At 63.7% G+C, this 18,799-nt stretch carries 16 protein-coding genes and 1 tRNA gene; 4 read left to right on the top strand and 13 right to left on the bottom strand.

What is annotated here, in order from left to right; all coding sequences use genetic code 11:
- Positions 1-5 precede the first annotated feature (5 nt).
- From LB569_RS28040 to sucD, 3 genes are all read left to right on the top strand, one after another.
- The gene (locus LB569_RS28040) at positions 6-968 is read left to right on the top strand and encodes an HpcH/HpaI aldolase/citrate lyase family protein (protein ID WP_224694908.1); all 963 of its coding nucleotides are present in this window, start codon (positions 6-8) and stop codon (positions 966-968) included.
- A gap of 20 nt (positions 969-988) precedes the next feature.
- On the top strand, positions 989-2,173 hold the full coding sequence (locus LB569_RS28035; protein ID WP_140701760.1) for a malate--CoA ligase subunit beta: 1,185 nt from the start codon (positions 989-991) through the stop codon (positions 2,171-2,173).
- A gap of 148 nt (positions 2,174-2,321) precedes the next feature.
- Positions 2,322-3,221, top strand: coding sequence for a succinate--CoA ligase subunit alpha (gene sucD, locus LB569_RS28030; protein ID WP_224694907.1), 900 nt, complete (start codon positions 2,322-2,324; stop codon positions 3,219-3,221).
- Positions 3,222-3,423: 202 nt separating this feature from the next.
- Here the strand turns inward: sucD and LB569_RS28025 are convergent.
- Positions 3,424-3,508 (bottom strand) — tRNA-Leu (locus LB569_RS28025).
- 179 nt (positions 3,509-3,687) lie between these two features.
- On the opposite strand from LB569_RS28025, the gene lipB reads away from it, so the two are divergent.
- Positions 3,688-4,431 (top strand): lipoyl(octanoyl) transferase LipB, encoded by a 744-nt coding sequence (lipB, locus tag LB569_RS28020; protein ID WP_224694906.1) that lies wholly within the window; start codon positions 3,688-3,690, stop codon positions 4,429-4,431.
- A gap of 95 nt (positions 4,432-4,526) precedes the next feature.
- Here the strand turns inward: lipB and LB569_RS28015 are convergent, their stop codons facing one another.
- From LB569_RS28015 to nuoK, 12 genes are all read right to left on the bottom strand, one after another.
- Positions 4,527-5,777: a site-2 protease family protein gene (locus LB569_RS28015; protein WP_224694905.1), complete on the bottom strand. Its 1,251-nt coding sequence runs from the start codon at positions 5,775-5,777 to the stop codon at positions 4,527-4,529.
- Between the two features lie 485 nt (positions 5,778-6,262).
- The gene (locus LB569_RS28010; RefSeq protein ID WP_224540163.1) at positions 6,263-6,991 is read right to left on the bottom strand and encodes an ABC transporter ATP-binding protein; all 729 of its coding nucleotides are present in this window, start codon (positions 6,989-6,991) and stop codon (positions 6,263-6,265) included.
- Positions 6,943-8,229: a lipoprotein-releasing ABC transporter permease subunit gene (locus LB569_RS28005; RefSeq protein WP_224694904.1), complete on the bottom strand. Its 1,287-nt coding sequence runs from the start codon at positions 8,227-8,229 to the stop codon at positions 6,943-6,945. Before LB569_RS28005 ends, LB569_RS28010 begins: the two co-directional genes overlap by 49 nt.
- Positions 8,226-9,554 carry a proline--tRNA ligase gene (gene proS / locus LB569_RS28000; RefSeq protein ID WP_224694903.1) on the bottom strand — a complete coding sequence of 443 codons (1,329 nt, stop codon included), beginning with the start codon at positions 9,552-9,554 and terminating at the stop codon, positions 8,226-8,228. Before proS ends, LB569_RS28005 begins: the two co-directional genes overlap by 4 nt.
- 639 nt (positions 9,555-10,193) lie before the next feature.
- Positions 10,194-10,478, bottom strand: a complete 285-nt coding sequence (locus tag LB569_RS27995) for a DUF1467 family protein (RefSeq protein WP_224694902.1) — start codon at positions 10,476-10,478, stop codon at positions 10,194-10,196.
- Positions 10,475-10,879, bottom strand: a complete 405-nt coding sequence (gene mce / locus LB569_RS27990) for a methylmalonyl-CoA epimerase (protein WP_140701768.1) — start codon at positions 10,877-10,879, stop codon at positions 10,475-10,477. The genes LB569_RS27995 and mce overlap by 4 nt, the downstream gene beginning before the upstream one ends.
- Positions 10,880-10,953: 74 nt before the next feature.
- On the bottom strand, positions 10,954-12,624 hold the full coding sequence (locus LB569_RS27985; protein ID WP_224694901.1) for a ribonuclease J: 1,671 nt from the start codon (positions 12,622-12,624) through the stop codon (positions 10,954-10,956).
- Positions 12,625-12,718: 94 nt separating this feature from the next.
- The gene (locus tag LB569_RS27980; RefSeq protein WP_224694900.1) at positions 12,719-13,540 is read right to left on the bottom strand and encodes a biotin--[acetyl-CoA-carboxylase] ligase; all 822 of its coding nucleotides are present in this window, start codon (positions 13,538-13,540) and stop codon (positions 12,719-12,721) included.
- Between the two features lie 4 nt (positions 13,541-13,544).
- Positions 13,545-14,981: an NADH-quinone oxidoreductase subunit NuoN gene (gene nuoN, locus LB569_RS27975; RefSeq protein WP_224540152.1), complete on the bottom strand. Its 1,437-nt coding sequence runs from the start codon at positions 14,979-14,981 to the stop codon at positions 13,545-13,547.
- A gap of 19 nt (positions 14,982-15,000) precedes the next feature.
- The gene (locus LB569_RS27970) at positions 15,001-16,506 is read right to left on the bottom strand and encodes an NADH-quinone oxidoreductase subunit M (RefSeq protein WP_140701772.1); all 1,506 of its coding nucleotides are present in this window, start codon (positions 16,504-16,506) and stop codon (positions 15,001-15,003) included.
- Positions 16,506-18,479: an NADH-quinone oxidoreductase subunit L gene (gene nuoL / locus LB569_RS27965; RefSeq protein WP_224694899.1), complete on the bottom strand. Its 1,974-nt coding sequence runs from the start codon at positions 18,477-18,479 to the stop codon at positions 16,506-16,508. The genes LB569_RS27970 and nuoL overlap by 1 nt, the downstream gene beginning before the upstream one ends.
- A 10-nt stretch (positions 18,480-18,489) precedes the next feature.
- Positions 18,490-18,798, bottom strand: coding sequence for an NADH-quinone oxidoreductase subunit NuoK (gene nuoK, locus LB569_RS27960; protein ID WP_019858930.1), 309 nt, complete (start codon positions 18,796-18,798; stop codon positions 18,490-18,492).
- Position 18,799: the final 1 nt, after the last annotated feature.

Below are 18,799 nucleotides of genomic sequence, written 5' to 3'. Positions count from 1 at the left end.
AGACGATGAGCCACACCATCAACCATCTGAAGAAATTGAGGCTGCAACGCAGCGAGCTGGCGGTTCCCGGCTCCAGCCCGGAGATGATCGACAAGGCGGCCAACAGCGCCGCCGACTTCGTCTTCCTCGACATCGAGGACGCGGTCGCGCCGCCCGACAAGGAACGCGCCCGCAAGAACATCATCCATGCGCTGAACGACATCGACTGGCGCGCCAAGGGCAAGACCGTTTCGGTGCGCATCAACGGGCTCGACACCCACTACATGTACCGCGACGTCGTCGATGTGATGGAACAGGCCGGCGACCGGCTGGACACGATCTTGGTGCCGAAGGTCGGCGTGCCGGCCGATCTCTACATGGTCGAGGCCATGGTCAACCAGATCGAGATGGCCAAGGGCTTCAAGACCCGCGTCGGCCTGGAGGCACTGATCGAGACCGCGCTCGGCATGGCCAATGTCGAGGCCATCGCCGCGACGCCAGGCCGGCTGGAAGCCATGCATTTCGGCGTTGCCGATTATGCCGCCTCAAACAAGGCGCGTACCGTCAACATTGGCGGCCTCAACCCCGACTATCCCGGCGACCAGTGGCATTTCGCCCTGTCACGCATGACCGTCGCCTGCCGCGCCTATGGTCTGCGCGCCATTGACGGGCCGTTCGGCGATTTCTCCGATCCTGAAGGCTACAAGACGGCCGCCCGGCGCGCCGCAGCCCTCGGTATCGAAGGCAAATGGGCGATCCATCCCTCGCAGATTGCCTTGGCCAACGACGTGTTCTCGCCGCCGGAGAAGGAAGTCACCCGCGCCCGCCGCATCCTGGAGGTGCTGAAGGAGGCGGAGGCGCAGGGCAAGGGAGCAGCAGCACTCGATGGCAAGATGATCGACGCCGCGTCGGAACGCATGGCCAGGAACGTTCTGGTGGTCAACGACGCCATCGAACGCGCCGGCCAGACATACGCCGCCGCACTTTGAGGATTGGGGAGGAGAAAAGAATGGACATCCACGAATATCAGGCCAAGGAACTGCTCGCCCGGCATGGCATCCACGTGCCGCGCGGAGGGCTGGCCTATAGCCCCGAACAGGCGACTTACCGGGCGCGCGAGATTGGCGGCGGCAAATGGGTGCTGAAGGCGCAGGTTCATTCCGGCGCGCGCGGCAAGGCCGGCGGCATCAAGCTTTGTTCCAATGACGAGGAGATTTCCAGCGCCGCCGAGGCCATGCTCGGGCGTAAGCTGGTGACCCACCAGACCGGCCCGCGCGGCAAGCTGATCTCGCGCCTCTATCTCGAGGAAGCCGTCGACATCGCGCAGGAGCTTTATCTCGGCTTCGTGCTCGACCGCAAGGAAGAGCGCGTCATGATCGTGGCCTCGGCCGCCGGCGGCATGGAGATCGAGGAGATCGCCGAGAAGGCGCCCGATTCGATCATCCGCGCCACCGTCGACCCAGGCGTCGGCATGCAGCGCTTCCAGGCGCGCGAGATCGCCTTCGGGCTCGGGCTGGAGGACAGCCTGATCGGCAAGGCGACCGAGACCATCTTCAGCTGCTACCAGGTGTTCCGCGATTACGACGCCTCGATGCTGGAGATCAACCCGCTGGTGGTGACCCGCGACGGCAGCCTGGTCGCGCTCGATGCGAAAATGTCGTTCGACGAGAACGCGCTGTTTCGGCGGCCGGAAATCTCCGAATTGCGCGACAAGAGCCAGGAAGACCCGCGCGAAACTTTCGCCAGCGACCGCGGCCTCTCCTATGTCGGCCTCGACGGCAATATCGGCTGCATCATCAACGGCGCCGGGCTCGCCATGGCGACGATGGACATGATCAAGATCGCCGGCGGCGAACCGGCCAACTTCCTCGACATCGGCGGCGGCGCTTCGCCCGAGCGTGTGGCGAAATCCTTCCGCGCCGTGCTCGGCGACAAGAATGTCGAGACCATCCTGGTCAACATCTTCGCCGGCATCAACCGCTGCGACTGGGTTGCCGAAGGCGTCATCAAGGCGATCCGCGAGGTCGGCGTCAACGTGCCGCTGGTAGTGCGGCTCTCCGGCACCAGGGCCGAGGAAGGGCGCAGGATCCTGGCCGATTCCGGCGAGGCGGTGATCGTCGCCGACACGCTCGCCGAAGCCGCCGAAAAAGCCGTCGCCGCCTGGCGCGCGGCCACCAAGAAAAAGGCAGCCTAGAGCCGGATGGTTTCAGGTCGAATCGACCTGAAATCTGAATCCGTCTCTAAATCAAACAGATAGAGCATGATGCATGGACAAACGGAAAACGTTTGTCCGCGAAAACCGCTCCACACTTTCGGCATCATGCTCTAGGGAGGACACAAAAATGGCAATCCTGCTCAACCGCAGCACGCGCGTCATCGTGCAAGGTTTCACCGGCAAGATCGGCAGCTTCCATGCCGAGGACATGAAGCGCTACGGCACCAAGCTCGTCGGCGGCGTCACCCCCGGCAAGGGCGGCCAGACGCATCTCGGCCTGCCCGTCTTCAACACCGTAAAGGGCGCGGTGCGCGAGACCCGCGCCGAGGCCAGCATCGTCTTCGTGCCGCCGCCCTTCGCCGCCGATTCGATCATGGAGGCGGCGGATGCGGGGATAAAGCTCTGCGTCTGCATCACCGACGGCATCCCCTCGCAGGACATGATGCAGGTCAAGCGCTACATGCGCCGCTACCGCTTCGAGGACCGCATGCGGCTGGTCGGGCCGAACTGCGCCGGCATGATCACGCCCGGACAGGCGCTGATGGGCATCATGCCCGGCTCGATCTACCTGCCCGGCCGCATCGGCATCGTCGGCCGCTCGGGAACGCTGGGCTACGAGGCCGCCTCGCAGATGAAGGCGCTCGGCATCGGCGTCTCGACCAGCGTCGGCATCGGCGGCGATCCGATCAACGGCTCCTCCTTCAAGGACATTCTGAAGCTGTTCGAGCAGGACGACGAGACCGACGCCGTGGTGATGATCGGCGAGATCGGCGGACCGCAGGAAGCCGAAGCCGCGATCTGGGCGCGCGACAACATGCGAAGGCCGCTGATCGCCTACATAGCGGGTTTGTCCGCCCCAAAAGGCCGCCGCATGGGCCATGCCGGCGCCATCATCTCGGCCTTCGGCGAGTCCGCGCAGGAGAAGGTCGAGATCCTGAAAGAAGCCGGGGTGATTATCGTGCCGACGCCGTCGTCGTTTGGCGAGGTGGTGGCCGACACGCTGGCGCGGATGAAGAAGGCGGCGTGAGTCAGGATCGGGCGAATTCAGGCAGTTCGAAGACACAGAACGGCGGTGCATGGCACGACGCGCCGCCGCTTCGTTTAAAGAGCCGGTGGCTGCATCAAGGCGTTCACGCCGGCACAGCGCGACCGAAGGATTTGGACGAGAGGCGGGTCCCTGGCACGATCGGGAGCTGCCGCTAGAGAACAGAGATTTGCCAGGGAGAAAATGGTGCGGTCGAGAAGACTCGAACTTCCACGGGTTGCCCCACAGCGACCTCAACGCTGCGCGTCTACCAATTCCGCCACGACCGCACGTGGTAGGAGCCGGAACCGACCGGCTCGCGGCGTGTAGCAAATCGTTTCCAGCGAAACAAGTGCGCAATGCGCAATAATCCCAGGCGATTGCATAACGGTCCACAGGATTGGAATGAGCGCCCCGAACTGGACGTTTGCGCCCGATATCGCCATATGGAGGCAACACGAGACACGTCATGACAGAACGCAGCCAGATCGCCACGTCGTTCCTGCCCCTGCCCGGTTCGGCGCCGGTCGAATGGCTGGTCCAGCCCGGCCTCACCGCCTATCCCGACGCGCTTGCCTTCATGGAGGCGCGCGCCGAGGCGATCCGTAGCGGGGCCGCCGGAGAGATGGTCTGGCTGGTCGAGCATCCGCCCCTCTACACCGCCGGCACCAGCGCCCGCATCGAGGACCTGATCGAACCCGACCGCTTCCCGGTCTTTTCGGCAGGACGGGGCGGCGAATACACCTATCATGGACCCGGCCAGCGGGTTGCCTATGTCATGCTCGACCTGAAGCGCCGGCGCGAGGACGTGCGCGCCTTCGTCGCCTCGCTCGAACAATGGATCATCGGCACGCTCGCCGCCTTCAACGTGCGCGGGGAACGCCGCGAGGACCGGGTCGGCGTCTGGGTGGTGCGGCCGGACCGCCCTGCTTTGCCCGACGGTTCACCGGCCGAGGACAAGATCGCGGCGATCGGCATCCGGCTGCGGCGCTGGGTGAGCTTTCACGGCATCGCCATCAATGTCGAGCCGGACCTCGCCCATTTCGGCGGCATCGTGCCATGCGGTGTGCAGGATCACGGCGTCACCAGCCTCGTCGACCTTGGCCTGCCCCTGACCATGGCCGATCTCGACCTGGCACTGAAATCCGCTTTCGAGGATGTGTTCGGTGCCGCCGCGGCCTTGCCCGCCGAAGCGGCCCGCAAGACCGGCTGACCCTCTCGGTCTGAGAACTGCCTAAGGTGTGTTGAGATTCAGGTCAGGCCGAGCCCACCGTTTGCAGGTCGGCATCACCTGAATATCGACACACCTTAGATCAGCTGGGCGGAAGCCCACAGCACGCCGCAGCCATGGATGGCGAACGCCGCCAGCAAGGCGCCCGCGAGGGCAATACGATCGAAGGTGCCGATCGGCTCCAGTTCGTGACGTGGCTTCACCCCGCTGCCGACGGTGAGCAGGCTGAGGACCGAAAACACCGCACCGGCCGCCAGCAGGAAACCCAGGGAAAAGCCAGCCTGCCAGCCAAGCGCCAGAAAGGCAGACAGCAGGAAGAACGACGCCAGCGCGAGCACGATCGGCCCCGGGCAGATCTGGCGCAGCACCTGACCGCCGTCGAATTTCCACACCGGCACCAGATTGGCGATGTTGAACAGGGCCGCGCAGCCTGCCAGCGCCGCCAGCAGCGCGGCCGCCACCTTGTGGCCCTCGCCGCCGGCAAACACGCTGGCGGCAATGACGATCGGCACCAGGAAGGCGGAGAACCCCGCCCCCATCAACGCCACGAAGGCCACTTCGAAACGGCTGTTGTAGGGCCGGCCGCCAATGGCGATGCCGCCAAGTAGCGGGATGAAGATCATCCGCACCCTGCAATGGCCGGTCAGCCGGAACGCCGCCATGTGGCCGAGTTCATGCAGCGCCACCACCGATGTCAGGATCGCGGCCAGCGCCAGCCCGCCGAGATGGAGGCCGAAGAACGGCCACAGGATCAACGCCGACAGCACGGCAAAGCCGACCTGGCTCAGCGGATGCTCGAACCAGCCACCCTTGCGGTACTGCCCGGTTACCGCCCAACGCTGCAGCTTGGAGAGCTCGCGGCGCATGGCGAAGTACCGGAACACCAGGAAGGCGACGCCGCGATACCGGTCGGTCCGGCCTAGCGTCACGCGCGTGGCGCTGCCCTCCGAAACCAGTTCGGCGGTCTCGCTGTAATCCTTCCAGAACGAGGCATCGAGCGCGGTGTCCTCGATCACCCGCATCGAGAAGCGGCTGCCCTCGACGACGTCCTCAAACCGCGCCCTGCGCTCGATCGGCTTGCCGTCGCGGCCTTCCCACGACAGCATGATGCGGGCCACGCTCTCTTCGTCCAGCGGCTGCGCCGACAGGATCTCGCCGGACCAGCCGGCATCGCTGCCAAGCGGCCACAGCGCCTGCCACAGGCGCTGCCGGTCCATTGCCACGATGCGGCTCGACCGGACCGTGCGCAAACCAAGCGGCACGGTCATCAAGAGAAAGATCAGCCCGAGATTGCTGGCCACCAGAATGGCCGTGACGATGGGCAACACCTGGACATTGCTCCCTGCCTTGGAAGCGCATCCTAACTTTGCCGCGGCAAGAAAAGCTTAACGGCGGAGCGCCCTTTGCCATCGAGGAACAGCGACGGCGGGCGCCGCCAAATCACATGGCTCCGATCCAGATCGCCATGGAAACAAGGAAGGCACTCATGCAAACCAGCGAGACGACATCCTGAACCAGATCGGTCATAGCTCTCTCCTGTTATTGATATGTTCGCAATTTGTTCTAATTTTGTTTCGATGTCAACGCACCTCAAAGCCCCGGATGCGAATTCGTGAGGAGTCGGTTTCGCAGGGTTAAGAAAAGGTTGATGGAGATTTCTTGGCGCGATTCGAGGCGCGTCGAGATTCGGATCAGGCCGAACCGAGGATGGTAGGTTCCGAGAACCGGAACAGAGCGTACTTAACGTACGTGAGTACCGGAAGCGCAGGAACCTGCCGTCCGCAGGCCGGCCTCGTCCGAATATCGGCGTGCCTTAAAGCGGCACCACCTTGCCGTCGGCCAGCGTAACCCGCCGGTCCATGCGCGATGCCAGTTCATGATTGTGGGTGGCGATCAGTGCGGCGAGCCCCGATTGCCTCACCAGCGCCTCCAGCGCCTCGAAGACGTAGGAGGCGGTGACCGGGTCGAGGTTTCCGGTCGGCTCGTCGGCGAGCAGCACCAGCGGCGCGTTGGCGACCGCGCGCGCGATGGCGACGCGCTGCTGTTCGCCGCCGGACAGCTCGGATGGCCGGTGGGACGCCCGCTTGCCGATCTGCATGTAGTCGAGCAGCTGCGCCGCGCGTTCGGCCGCTTCCTTACGCGACAGCCCCTTGATGAGCTGCGGCATCATGATGTTTTCAAGCGCCGAAAACTCCGGCAGCAAATGGTGGAACTGATAGACGAAGCCGACGTCGTTGCGGCGGATCGAGGTGCGCTCGTCGTCGGACAGCCGGCCGCAGGCCCGGCCGGACAGGATCACGTCGCCGGCGTCGGGGCGTTCCAGCAGGCCAGCGGTGTGCAGCAGCGTCGACTTGCCGGTGCCGGACGGCGCCACCAGCGCCACCATCTCGCCGCGCCGCAGCGAGAAATCGGCGCCGTTCAGGATGGTGAGCTTGCGCGGCCCCTGGACATAGTGCCGCTCGACGCTCTTCAGCTCGATAATGACCTCGGCCACTACTCGTACCTCAAGGCTTCGACCGGATCGAGGCGGGCGGCCCGCCATGCGGGAAACACGGTTGCCAGGAAGGACAGCGCCAGCGCCATGATGATGACATAGGTCGTCTCGCGCGGATCCATCTTGGCCGGCAACTGGCTGAGGAAATAGAGCTCCGGATTGAACAGCACCTTGCCGGTCATCCAGGAGAAGAACTGGCGGATCGATTCGATGTTGGTGCAGATGACGACGCCGAGCAGCACGCCGGCGAGCGTGCCGGTGACGCCGATCGCGGCTCCCGTCATCAGGAAGATGCGCAGGATGGCGCCGCGTGAGGCGCCCATGGTGCGCAGGATGGCGATGTCGTGCCCCTTGTCCTTCACCAACATGATCAGCCCGGAAATGATGTTGAGCGCCGCCACCAGCACGATCAGCGTCAGGATCATGAACATGACGTTGCGCTCGACCTGAAGCGCGGAAAAGAAGGTTTCGTTGCGCTGGCGCCAGTCGACCATGTCGATCGGCCGCTGCGCCGCCGCCTCCACCTTCGGCTTCAGCGCGTCGACATCGTCGGGATTGTCGACATAGATCTCGATCGTCTGCGCCCGGCCGTCCATGTTGAAATAGAGCTGCGCTTCGGAGAACGGCATATAGACGATGGAGGTGTCATATTCCGACATGCCGACTTCGAAGATCGCCGATATCTTGTAGCCCTTCATGCGCGGCGTCGTGCCGATCGGCGTCACGTCGCCATCCGGCGAGATGAGCGTGATGGTATCGCCCAGCGTCAGGCCGAGATTCTCGGCCATGCGCTTGCCGATGGCCACGCCCTCGCCGGTATCGAAATCGGCGAGCGAACCTTGCTTGATGTTGCTGGCCACGATGGCGATCTTGCCGAGATCTTCGCGCCGGATGCCGCGCACCAGCGCGCCGGTGCCGCCACCGACATTGCCTTGCGCCAGCACCTGGCCATCGATCAGTGGAATGGCGTATTTGACGCCCGGTACACCGTTGATGCGGGCGGCAACCTGGGCATAGTCCTCGAGTGGCGAATCCAGTGGCTGCACGATCAGATGGCCGTTGACGCCAAGGATGCGCGTCAAGAGCTCGGCGCGAAACCCGTTCATCACGGCCATGACAACGATCAGCGTCGCCACCCCCAGCATGATGCCGAGGAAGGAGATCGAGGCGATCACCGAGATCACCGTCTCCTTGCGTCGCGAACGCAAATAGCGCCACGCGACCGTGCGTTCGAAGATGGAAAACGGGCCGGCGCCCGCCGATCTCGCAGCCGCCGCCTCACTCATGCGGCGGCACCGAAGCGTTTCGCCGCGTCGGCGATCGGCAGCGTCACGCGCTCGCCGGTTTTGCGGTTCTTGATCTCGACGTCGCCGGCGGCCACGCCGCGCGGGCCGACGATCACCTGCCAGGGCAGGCCGATCAGGTCGGCGGTGGCGAACTTGCCGCCCGGCCGCTGGTCGGTGTCGTCGTAGAGCACGTCCTTGCCGGCGGCGGTGAAGGCGGCGTTGAGCTCGTCGCAGACGCGGTCGCAGTCGGCGTCGCCCGCCTTCATGTTGATCAGGCCGATATCGAACGGCGCCACGGCATCGGGCCAGATGATGCCGTTCTCGTCGTGGCTGGCCTCGATGATCGCCGCCACCAGCCGCGACGGGCCGATGCCGTAGGAGCCGCCCGAGGCGAAATGATCCTTGCCGTCGGGCCCGGTCACCTTGGCGCCCATGGGCTTGGAATATTTTTCGCCGAAGTGGAAGATGTGTCCGACCTCGATGCCGCGCGCCGACACCTGGTCGGCTGACGGAACCTTCTCCCAGGCCGCTTCGTCATGCATCTCGTCGGTGGCGGCGTAAGGCGTCGTCCAAATCTTGACGATATCGGCGATCTCCCCGTCATCGGCGAAATCGGTGTTGGCGCCGGGCACGGCGAGCGACAGGTAATCGCGATGGCAGAAGACCTGGCTTTCGCCGGTGTCGGCCAGGATGATGAATTCGTGGCTGAGATCGCCGCCGATCGGCCCGGTGTCGGCCCGCATCGGGATGGCCTGCAGCCCCATGCGCGTGAAGGTCCTGAGGTAGGAGACGAACATCCTGTTATAGGCGGCCCGCGCTCCCTCGAAGTCGAGATCGAAGGAATAGGCGTCCTTCATCAGGAATTCGCGCGAACGCATGACGCCGAAGCGCGGACGCACCTCGTCACGGAACTTCCACTGGATATGGTAGAGGTTGAGCGGCAGGTCCTTGTAGGACTTGACGTAGGCGCGAAAAATCTCGGTGACCATTTCCTCGTTGGTCGGACCGTAGAGCATGTCGCGGTCCTGCCGGTCCTTGATGCGCAGCATCTCCTTGCCGTAGTCGTTGTAACGACCGCTCTCGCGCCAAAGATCGGCCGACTGGATGGTCGGCATCAGGATCTCCAGCGCGCCGGCGCGGTTCTGCTCCTCGCGGATGATCTTGCAGACCTTGTCCAGCACCCGCTTGCCCAATGGCAGCCAGGAAAAACTGCCCTGCCCCTGCTGGCGAATCATGCCGGCGCGCAGCATCAGCCGATGCGAAACGATTTCGGCCTCGCGCGGATTTTCTTTGAGAATAGGCAGGAAATAGCGCGACAAACGCATGGACTGGTCCGTGAATGAGAATGGCCACGCCAGAATCGACGCGGCGCAGGCTTGCTTGCCCCGGCTTCATAGCGATTTCATGACGGAATGGAAACCCGGACATGCCGGCACATCGGCCGCTTCCGGCCCGGAATCCCTCGCTTCGGATATGCCGGCGCCGACAATGGAACCCACCGAACCTCTTAGGGTTGAGGCGCCAATTCTTTGCGCGCGTCAATCGTGAACATGGCGCGAAGGCTTGCTGTTCGTTTCAAAAGCAAAGCCTGCCGCACTATTGTGCAGTGCAGCACGAGAATGCCCGTTTCAAGGCAAAATTCTTCGTGACATTTTCATTTCGGTTGGGCTAATGTGCCCCGATAACCGAGAGGGCAGAAAAAAATCTGCCTTCCTACGCGGTCAAAGTCTTGGGAGGATGCGATCTAGGCGCGGTTACTCGCTGCCGCCGGAAACCGGAAACAGATCGGACGCGTTTAATTGCAAGGCCTCGTGCCTTGCATTTTTTTTGTGCAATCATCTGGTTAGCACCGTGATTTGCCGGGCTACATGACCTTGCGTCAGCAGCTCATGGCCGCCAGACCGGGCGGCGTCCCGATGCCCATCCGCGGCTTCGATCTCGTCGAAGCACCTTTGCCGGGCTACCTACTTGGCCGGGGTCTGGCCAAAATCCGGCACGATGTGCGGGATGTCATTGAGGCTGTATCCCAGCCCATGCGTCAGGCCATAGAAAATGCCCATCAGAACAGCCGTCGCGATGGTGGTGCGGATCACGGCGCGCAACATATGTGGCCCGCGCGGCGCGCTCGGAACCGTGCCCAGCGTCACCTCGTGATCGTCGTCCTGCGTCCTGACGCTGAACGGCAGGACGGCAAACAGCACCACCCACCAGGTCGCGAAAAACAGCGCCGTGAACGAGACCCAGCTCATGATTGCTCCAGTTCGATCAGCGTGCCGAAGAAATCCTTCGGATGCAGGAACAGTACCGGCTTGCCATGCGCCCCTGGCTTTGGATTGCCGTCGCCCAGCACGCGGGCACCGGCGGCCTTGAGTTGGTCGCGCGCTGCCAGGATGTCGTCGACCTCGTAGCAGAGATGATGCATGCCGCCGGACGGGTTCTTCGCCAGGAACGCCGCGATCGGCGAGTTCTCGCCCAGCGGCTCCAGCAATTCGATCTTGGTGTTGCCGACATTGACGAACACCACGGTGACGCCATGCTCCGGCAACGCCTGCGGCTCGGTCACTTCGGCGCCGAGCGTGTCGCGGTAAGCGGCAATGGCTGCAGCCAGATCCGGCACCGCAAGCGCGACATGGTTCAGCCGTCCGAGCATTGGTTCACTCCGGGGGGTAGTGAGTAGTGAGTGGTACCAAACAGCGGACATGACTATTCATTATTCACTACTCACTACCTGGTCACAAACACCGTCACCAGCGGCTTCTTGCCCCAGGCTTCGTTGGCCGCGCCACGCACCGCGCGCCGTACAGCCTCCTGCACCAGGTCGAGGTCCTTGCGGCGCTGGCGCGGGATCGAATCGACCGCGCCGACGGCCGCGTCGATCATCAAATCCTCGAGCGTCTCGCCGCTGGCATCCGCCTCGGCGACGCCGATGGCGACCAGGTCGGGATCGCCGGCCAGCTCATACTTGTCGTCGAGCACGACATTGACCGCGACATGACCGGCAAAGGACAGTTTGCGCCGGTCGCGAATGCCCATCGCCTGATCGGTGCCGATCAGGTTGCCGTCCTTGTAGACGCGGCCGAACGGCACCTGGTCGATGATGGTGGCGGGACCAGGCGCGAGCCGCAGCATGTCGCCGTCGCGCACCTGCGCCACCTGGCCGATGCCGGAGGTCGACATCAGCGAGCCCTGCGCCACCAGATGCGCCGCCTCGCCATGCACGGGAACGCCGATTTGCGGGCGCACCCATTCGTACATTTTGCGCAATTCGCTGCGCCGGGGGTGGCCGGAGACGTGCACCAGCGCATCGCCGTCCTCGATGATCTTGATGCCGAGATCGATGAGGCGGTTCTTGATTTCGAGGATCGCCTTCTCGTTGCCGGGAATGGTGCGCGAGGAAAACACCACCGTGTCGCCCGCCGTCAGCGACACCGATTTCATCTCGTCGCGCGACAGCTTGGCAAGGGCCGCCAGCGGCTCCCCCTGGCTGCCGGTGCAGATAATGACCAGGTTTTCGCGCGGGATGAAGCCGAAATCCTCCTCGGCGATGAACTCCGGCAGCCCGTCCATGTAGCCAAGCTCGTCGGCCACATCGATGACCCGCTTCAGCGACCGACCGAGCACGAGACACTGGCGGCCGGCATCGCGCGCCGCCCGGGCGATCGAAACGATGCGCCCGACATTGGAGGAGAATGTGGTGACGGCGACGCGGCCCTTGGCGGCCTGGATGACGCCTTTCAGGCCCTCGCCCACCGCCACTTCCGAAGGCGATTCGCCTTCGCGCAGCGCATTGGTCGAATCGCAGATCAGCGCCAGCACGCCCTTGTCGCCATAGGCGCGAAACCGCGCTTCGTCGGTCTTGGGTCCGATCGTCGGTTCCGGATCGATCTTCCAGTCGCCGGTGTGGATGACGGTGCCCGCCGGCGACGTGATTGCCAGCGACATCGGTTCTGGAATCGAGTGTGCCACCGGAATGGCTTCGATCTCGAAGGGACCGACGGTGAACTTTTCGCCGGCCCGGTAGATCGTCACCGGGATTTTCGGCGCGCCCTGCTCGCCTTGCCGCTTGGCGTCCAGCAGGCCAGCGCTGAACGGCGTCATCCAGACTGGCGCCTTCAGCTTCGGCCAGATGTCGAGCAGCGCGCCGTAATGGTCCTCATGCGCGTGGGTGATGATGATGCCGCGCAAATTGGCGAGGTTCTCCTCGATGAAGCGCGTGTCGGGCAGGATCAGGTCGACGCCCGGATGCGCCGCGTCGGGAAAGGTGACGCCGACATCGATGACGATCCACTCGCGCGCGCTCGGTGGGCCGTAGCCGTAGAGGGCGAAGTTCATGCCGATCTCGCCGACGCCGCCGAGCGGCACGAAGACGAGTTCGGCGTTGTCCGCTTTCGCCATTATTTTTCCCTTCCTGGCCCTCGGGCCAAGCCGTTAAAGCAATTCCAGCAAACGTATCTAACGGCTTTCAGGCCGGAATTGCTCAAAAACAAAACTATATCCGCGCGGACGCGACCGCGCCGAAATGCACATCGCCGGCGGCGACCGTCAGGACAGAACCCTCATCGTCGCGGATCACGAAACAGCAGTCCTCGTCAATGGTCTCGAACACGCCACGCACCACATTACCGTCAATTCTGACAGCAACCTCGCCGCCAAGGCCCGCGGCACGGGCCAGCCAGCGCTTCCTGATGGCGGCAAGGCCACGCCCTTCATCCCAAAGACGGGCATTCTCGCTCCAGGCGTCGGATAGCGCCAGGAACAGCGTTTCGGCATCGCAAGCCGCGCCCAGCGCGTGGAGCGATGTCGCGGGATAGGGCAGATCTTGCGGGTGCGCCACGACATTGACGCCGATGCCGACCGCCACCGCGAAGCGGCCACCGTCGAGCATGGCCGACTCCAGCAGGATACCAGCGAGTTTCGCCCCTGACGCCAGCACATCGTTCGGCCATTTCAGCTCGAAGCGGTTCTGTCCCTGGCTCGCGCCGTCCAGTCCTATCGCGATGCGGCCCTTCGGCACCACCGCGTCGAGCGCGTCGGCCAGCGCCAGTCCAGCGACGAAACCGAGCGTCGCGGCGAGGCGCAGCTCGCCGCCGGTGAGCACGAGCAGCGTCGCCGCCAGATTGCCTTGCGGCGTTGCCCAGGCTCGGCCGCGCCGGCCTCGCCCGCTTTCCTGCTTCTTGGAAACGACCCAGAGCTTGCCGGGATCGCCGGCGCGGGCATGGTCCAGCGCCAGCGCGTTGGTGGAGCCGACACTGTCATGCGCCTCGAGCCGGAACCCTTCCGACGCCGAGGTTGGAGCCAGCCGAAATTCCATCCCGTCAGAAAAATGTCTTGGCGGCGGCTTCGGCATAGGTGCCGATCGGCCCGCCGATCAGCACGTAGAACAGCACGAAGGCGCCGCTGACGCCGAGCACGAGGCGCAATTCGCTGGCCATCGGCACGAAACCGCCGACCGGCTCGTCGAACCACATGATCTTGATGATGCGCAGATAATAGTAGGCGCCCACCACCGAGGCCAGCACGCCGATGATCGCCAGCGCGTAGAGATGGGCGTTGATGGCGGCGAGGAAGACGTACCACTTCCCCCAGAAGCCGGCGAGCGGCGGAATGCCGGCCAGCGAGAACATCAGGATGGTCAGGATCGTCGCCATGACCGGGTTGGTCGACGAAAGGCCGGCGAGATCGCTGATCTGCTCGACATTGCCTTCCTTGCGCCGCATGGCGAGGATGAAGGCGAAGGTGCCGAGCGTCATCACCAGGTAGATCAGCATGTAGATGGCAACACCGCGCACGCCGGCCTGGCTGTTGGCGGCAAGGCCGACCAGGGCATAGCCCATATGGCCGATCGAGGAATAGGCCATCAGCCGCTTGATGTTGGTCTGGCCGATCGCGGCGAAGGCGCCGAGCGCCATCGAGGCGATCGAGATGAAGACGATGATCTGCTGCCAGTCGGAAGCGATCGGCTTGAACGCACCCATGGTGACGCGCACGATCAGCGCCATCGCCGCCATCTTCGGTGCCGCGGCCAGGAAAGCCGTCACCGGGGTTGGCGCGCCCTCATAGACGTCTGGCGTCCACATGTGGAACGGCACCGCCGAGATCTTGAAGGCAAGCCCGGCCAGCACGAAGACGAGGCCGAAGACGAGGCCAAGCTGGCGTTCGCCGCTGCCGAGCGCCGTGGCGATCTCCTGGAAGCCGGTGTTGCCGGTGTAACCATAGACCAGGCTGATGCCGTAGAGCAGCATGCCCGACGACAGCGCGCCGAGGACGAAATATTTCAGACCGGCTTCGGTCGAACGCAGATTGTCGCGGTTGATCGCGGCCAGCACATAGATCGCCAGCGACTGCAGTTCGAGGCCGAGATAGAGCCCGATCATGCCGTTGGCCGAGATCATCAGCATCATGCCCAGCGTGCAGAGCAGGATCAGCACCGGATATTCGAACTTGTCGAAACGCTCCGCCTTGGCAAAGCGCATCGACATCACCAGCGTCACCGCCGAGCCGACCAGCGCCAGCACCTTCATGAAGCGGGCGAAGGAATCCTGGACGAAGGCGTTGCCATAGGCGCTGCCCTGCCCCGTCGAAAAGATCAGCCAGGCGCCCGCTATCACCAGCACGGCGACGGCAAGGCCGGTCACCGTATTGGCGGTGTTGGAACGCGAATAGGCCCCGACCATCAGCAGCGCGAGCGCGCCGATGGCAAGGATCAGCTCGGGCGTCGAGAGCGACAGGCTGGAGAGAAGGTCCGGCGTCATGATTCGCAAAACCCCTGGGTCAGTTCGCCGCCGCGGTCTGCGCGGCGCCGATGGATGCGGTGACATTGGTGACGAGCGACTTGACCGACTGGGCCGTCGCGTCGAAGACGGGGGCGGGATAGACGCCGAAGAAGATGACCAGGATGACCAGCGGATAGATGATCGCCTTCTCGCGGGTCGAGAGGTCGAGCAGCCCCTTCAGGCTGTCCTTGGTCAGCGCGCCGAAGATCACCCGGCGGTAGAGCCAGAGCGCGTAGGCGGCCGACAGGATGACGCCGGTGGCGGCGAAGAACGCCACCCAGGTGTTGACCCGGAAGACGCCCAGCATGGTCAGGAATTCGCCGACGAAGCCCGACGTGCCCGGCAGGCCGACATTGGCCATGGTGAAGATCAGGAACACGGTGGCGTATTTCGGCATGTTGTTGACGAGGCCGCCATAGGCCGCGATCTCACGCGTGTGCATGCGGTCATAGATGACGCCGACGCACAGGAACAGCGCGCCCGAGACCAGGCCGTGGCTGAGCATCTGGAAGATCGCGCCCTGCACGCCTTCCTGGTTCATGGCGAAGATGCCCATGGTGACGAAGCCCATATGGGCGACCGACGAATAGGCGATCAGCTTCTTCATGTCCTCCTGCATCAGCGCCACCAGCGAAGTGTAGATGATGGCGACGACCGAGAGCGTGAACACCAGCGGCGCGAACATTTCGGAGGCCAGCGGGAACATCGGCAGGGAGAAGCGCAGGAAGCCGTACCCGCCCATCTTCAAAAGGATGCCGGCCAGGATGACGGAACCGGCCGTCGGCGCCTCGACGTGCGCGTCGGGCAGCCAGGTGTGCACCGGCCACATCGGCATCTTCACCGCGAAGGAAGCGAAGAAGGCAAGCCATAGCCAGGTCTGCATGTTGGCCGGGAAATTGTGCGTCAGAAGCGTCGGGATGTCGGTCGTGCCTGCCTGGAAGAACATCGCCATGATGGCGAGCAGCATCAGCACCGAACCGGCGAGCGTATAGAGGAAGAACTTGAACGAGGCGTAGACTCGCCGCTTGCCGCCCCAGACGCCGATGATGATGAACATCGGGATCAGGCCGGCTTCGAAGAAGACGTAGAACAGCACGATGTCGAGCGCGCAGAACACGCCGATCATCAGCGTTTCCAAGAGCAGGAAGGCGATCATATAGGCCTTGACGCGCTTCTCGATCGCTTCCCACGAGGCCAGGATGCAGAGCGGCATCAGGAAGGTCGTCAGGATGACGAACAGCATGGAAATGCCGTCGACGCCCATATGGTAGGAAATGCCGGAGTCGAGCCAGGCGGTCTTCTCGACGAACTGGAAGCCTGCCTGCGAATTGTCGAAGCCGGTCCAGATGAACAGCGATACCACGAAGGTGAAAGCCGTGGTTATGAACGCGATCGCGCGGATGTTGCGGCGCGCGTTTTCGCTGTCATCCCTGATGAACAGGATCAACAGCGCACCAACCAGCGGCAGGAAGGTGACCAGCGAGAGGATTGGCCAGGCGGTCATCAGAGCATCATCCAGGTGACGAGTGCGGCAACGCCGATCAGCATGGCGAAGGCGTAGTGGTAGAGATAGCCGGTCTGCAGCTTGACGACGCGGTTGGTGACATCGACGACGCGTGCCGAAATGCCGTCAGGTCCGAGCCCGTCGATGATGGTCCCGTCGCCGGTCTTCCACAGGAAGTGGCCGAGTGCCTTTGCCGGGCGCACGAACAAGAAGTCGTAGAGCTCGTCGAAATACCACTTGTTGAGCAGGAAGGCGTAGAGCCCGCGATGCTGCGCGGCGAGATTGGCCGGCATTTCCGGCGAGCGGATATAGAACTTCCATGCCAGCGCCAGGCCGATCAGCATGGCGATGAAGGGCGACAACTCCACCCACAGCGGCAGTTCATGGATTTCATGCAGGATATGGTTGTCCGGAAGCGTGAACAGCGACGCCTTCCAGAACTCGGCATAGCCTTCGCCGATGAAGGAATTGTGGAAGATGATGCCGGCAAACAGCGCACCGGCCGCCAGAATGAACAGCGGCACCAGCATCACCGGCGGAGATTCATGGACGTGATGCATCACCTCGTGGCTCGCACGCGGCTTGCCATGGAAGGTCATGAAGATCAGCCGCCAGGAATAGAAGGAGGTGAAGCCGGCGGCGATGACCAACAGCACGAAGGCCAGGCCCGCGACGGAATTGTGCCCGGCAAAGGCCGTCTCGATGATGGCGTCCTTGGAGAAGAATCCGGCGGTACCGATGACGGTCACCGGAATGCCGACGCCGGTCAGCGCCAGCGTGCCGATCACCATCATCCAGTAGGTGGTCGGGATCAGCTTCCTCAGACCGCCCATCTTGCGCATGTCCTGCTCGTCGGAGACGGCATGGATGACCGAGCCCGAGCCGAGGAACAGCAGCGCCTTGAAGAAGGCATGCGTGAACAGGTGGAAGATCGCCGCGCCATAGGCGCCGACGCCGAGCGCCACGAACATGTAGCCGAGCTGCGAACAGGTCGAATAGGCGATGACGCGCTTGATGTCGTTCTGGACGAGACCGACGGTCGCGGCGAAGAAAGCGGTGAAGGCGCCGATGAAGGTCACCACCGTCAGCGCCGAATGCGACAGCTCGAACAGCGGCGACAGCCGCGCCAGCATGAACACGCCGGCCGTCACCATGGTGGCGGCATGGATGAGCGCCGACACCGGTGTCGGGCCTTCCATGGCGTCGGGCAGCCAGGTGTGTAGCGGCACCTGCGCCGACTTGCCCATGGCGCCCATGAACAGCAGCAGGCACACGACGGTCATCGCCGCCTGTTTGTCCAGCGCATGGCCGAGGAAGGTGAGCACGGCGGCACCCTGCGGCGCGCCTTCAGCCGGAATGAACGTCGCCGCATTGGCGAAGATGGTGCCGAGATTGACCGAGCCGAACAGCACGAAGACGCCGAAAATGCCAAGCGCGAAGCCGAAATCGCCGACGCGGTTGACGACGAAGGCCTTGATGGCCGCGGCATTGGCCGAGGGCTTCTTGTACCAGAAACCGATCAGCAGGTAGGACGCGAGGCCCACCCCTTCCCAGCCGAAGAACATCTGCACCAGGTTGTCGGCCGTCACCAGCATCAGCATGGCGAAGGTGAACAGCGACAGATAGGCGAAGAAGCGCGGCCGGTTCGGATCGTGGTGCATGTAGCCGATCGAATAGATATGCACCAGCGCCGACACGGTGTTGACCACCACCAGCATCACCACCGTCAGCGTGTCGATCCTGAGCGCCCAGGAGACGTCCAGCCCGCCGGACTGAATCCAGTGCAGCACCGGCACGGTGAACACTTCGCCATGGCCGAAGCCGACGCTGAAGAAGGCGACCCAAGACAGCACCGCCGAGATCACCAGGAAGCCCGAGGTGATGTATTCGGATGCCTTGGCGCCGAGCGCGTTGCCGAACAGGCCTACGATCAGGAAGCCGAGCAGCGGAAGGAAGACGATCGCTTGATACATAGTCGCCCCGTCAACCCTTCATCATGTTCACGTCTTCGACCGCGATCGAGCCGCGGTTGCGGAAGAAGACGACGAGAATGGCAAGTCCGATCGCGGCTTCAGCCGCAGCGACCGTCAGCACGAACAGCGCGAACACCTGGCCGACCAGATCGCCGAGCGCCGCCGAGAAGGCGACGAAATTGATGTTGACCGCCAGCAGGATCAGCTCGACCGACATCAGGATGACGATGACGTTCTTGCGGTTCAGGAAGATGCCGAACACGCCGAGCGTGAACAGGATCGCCGATACGGTCAGATAATGTGCGATGCCGACGACCATC

Origin of the sequence: Mesorhizobium sp. BH1-1-4 (assembly GCF_020165665.1) — a bacterium.
Classification (GTDB): domain Bacteria; phylum Pseudomonadota; class Alphaproteobacteria; order Rhizobiales; family Rhizobiaceae; genus Mesorhizobium.
This window is presented reverse-complemented; position numbering and strand designations above follow the sequence as displayed.

Bases quoted from the DNA above. Each gene is read 5' to 3' on its own strand.
- LB569_RS28005 (WP_224694904.1), bottom strand. From the start codon at position 8,229: ATGAGTGAGGCGGCGGCTGCGAGATCGGCGGGCGCCGGCCCGTTTTCC.
- LB569_RS28010 (WP_224540163.1), bottom strand. From the start codon at position 6,991: ATGGCGGGCCGCCCGCCTCGATCCGGTCGAAGCCTTGAGGTACGAGTA.
- LB569_RS27985 (WP_224694901.1), bottom strand. From the start codon at position 12,624: ATGGCGAAAGCGGACAACGCCGAACTCGTCTTCGTGCCGCTCGGCGGC.
- LB569_RS27970 (WP_140701772.1), bottom strand. From the start codon at position 16,506: ATGACCGCCTGGCCAATCCTCTCGCTGGTCACCTTCCTGCCGCTGGTT.
- sucD (WP_224694907.1), top strand. From the start codon at position 2,322: ATGGCAATCCTGCTCAACCGCAGCACGCGCGTCATCGTGCAAGGTTTC.
- LB569_RS27995 (WP_224694902.1), bottom strand. From the start codon at position 10,478: ATGAGCTGGGTCTCGTTCACGGCGCTGTTTTTCGCGACCTGGTGGGTG.
- LB569_RS27980 (WP_224694900.1), bottom strand. From the start codon at position 13,540: ATGGAATTTCGGCTGGCTCCAACCTCGGCGTCGGAAGGGTTCCGGCTC.
- proS (WP_224694903.1), bottom strand. From the start codon at position 9,554: ATGCGTTTGTCGCGCTATTTCCTGCCTATTCTCAAAGAAAATCCGCGC.
- nuoL (WP_224694899.1), bottom strand. From the start codon at position 18,479: ATGTATCAAGCGATCGTCTTCCTTCCGCTGCTCGGCTTCCTGATCGTA.
- mce (WP_140701768.1), bottom strand. From the start codon at position 10,879: ATGCTCGGACGGCTGAACCATGTCGCGCTTGCGGTGCCGGATCTGGCT.
- lipB (WP_224694906.1), top strand. From the start codon at position 3,688: ATGACAGAACGCAGCCAGATCGCCACGTCGTTCCTGCCCCTGCCCGGT.
- nuoK (WP_019858930.1), bottom strand. From the start codon at position 18,798: ATGGTCGTCGGCATCGCACATTATCTGACCGTATCGGCGATCCTGTTC.
- LB569_RS28035 (WP_140701760.1), top strand. From the start codon at position 989: ATGGACATCCACGAATATCAGGCCAAGGAACTGCTCGCCCGGCATGGC.
- nuoN (WP_224540152.1), bottom strand. From the start codon at position 14,981: ATGACGCCGGACCTTCTCTCCAGCCTGTCGCTCTCGACGCCCGAGCTG.
- LB569_RS28040 (WP_224694908.1), top strand. From the start codon at position 6: ATGAGCCACACCATCAACCATCTGAAGAAATTGAGGCTGCAACGCAGC.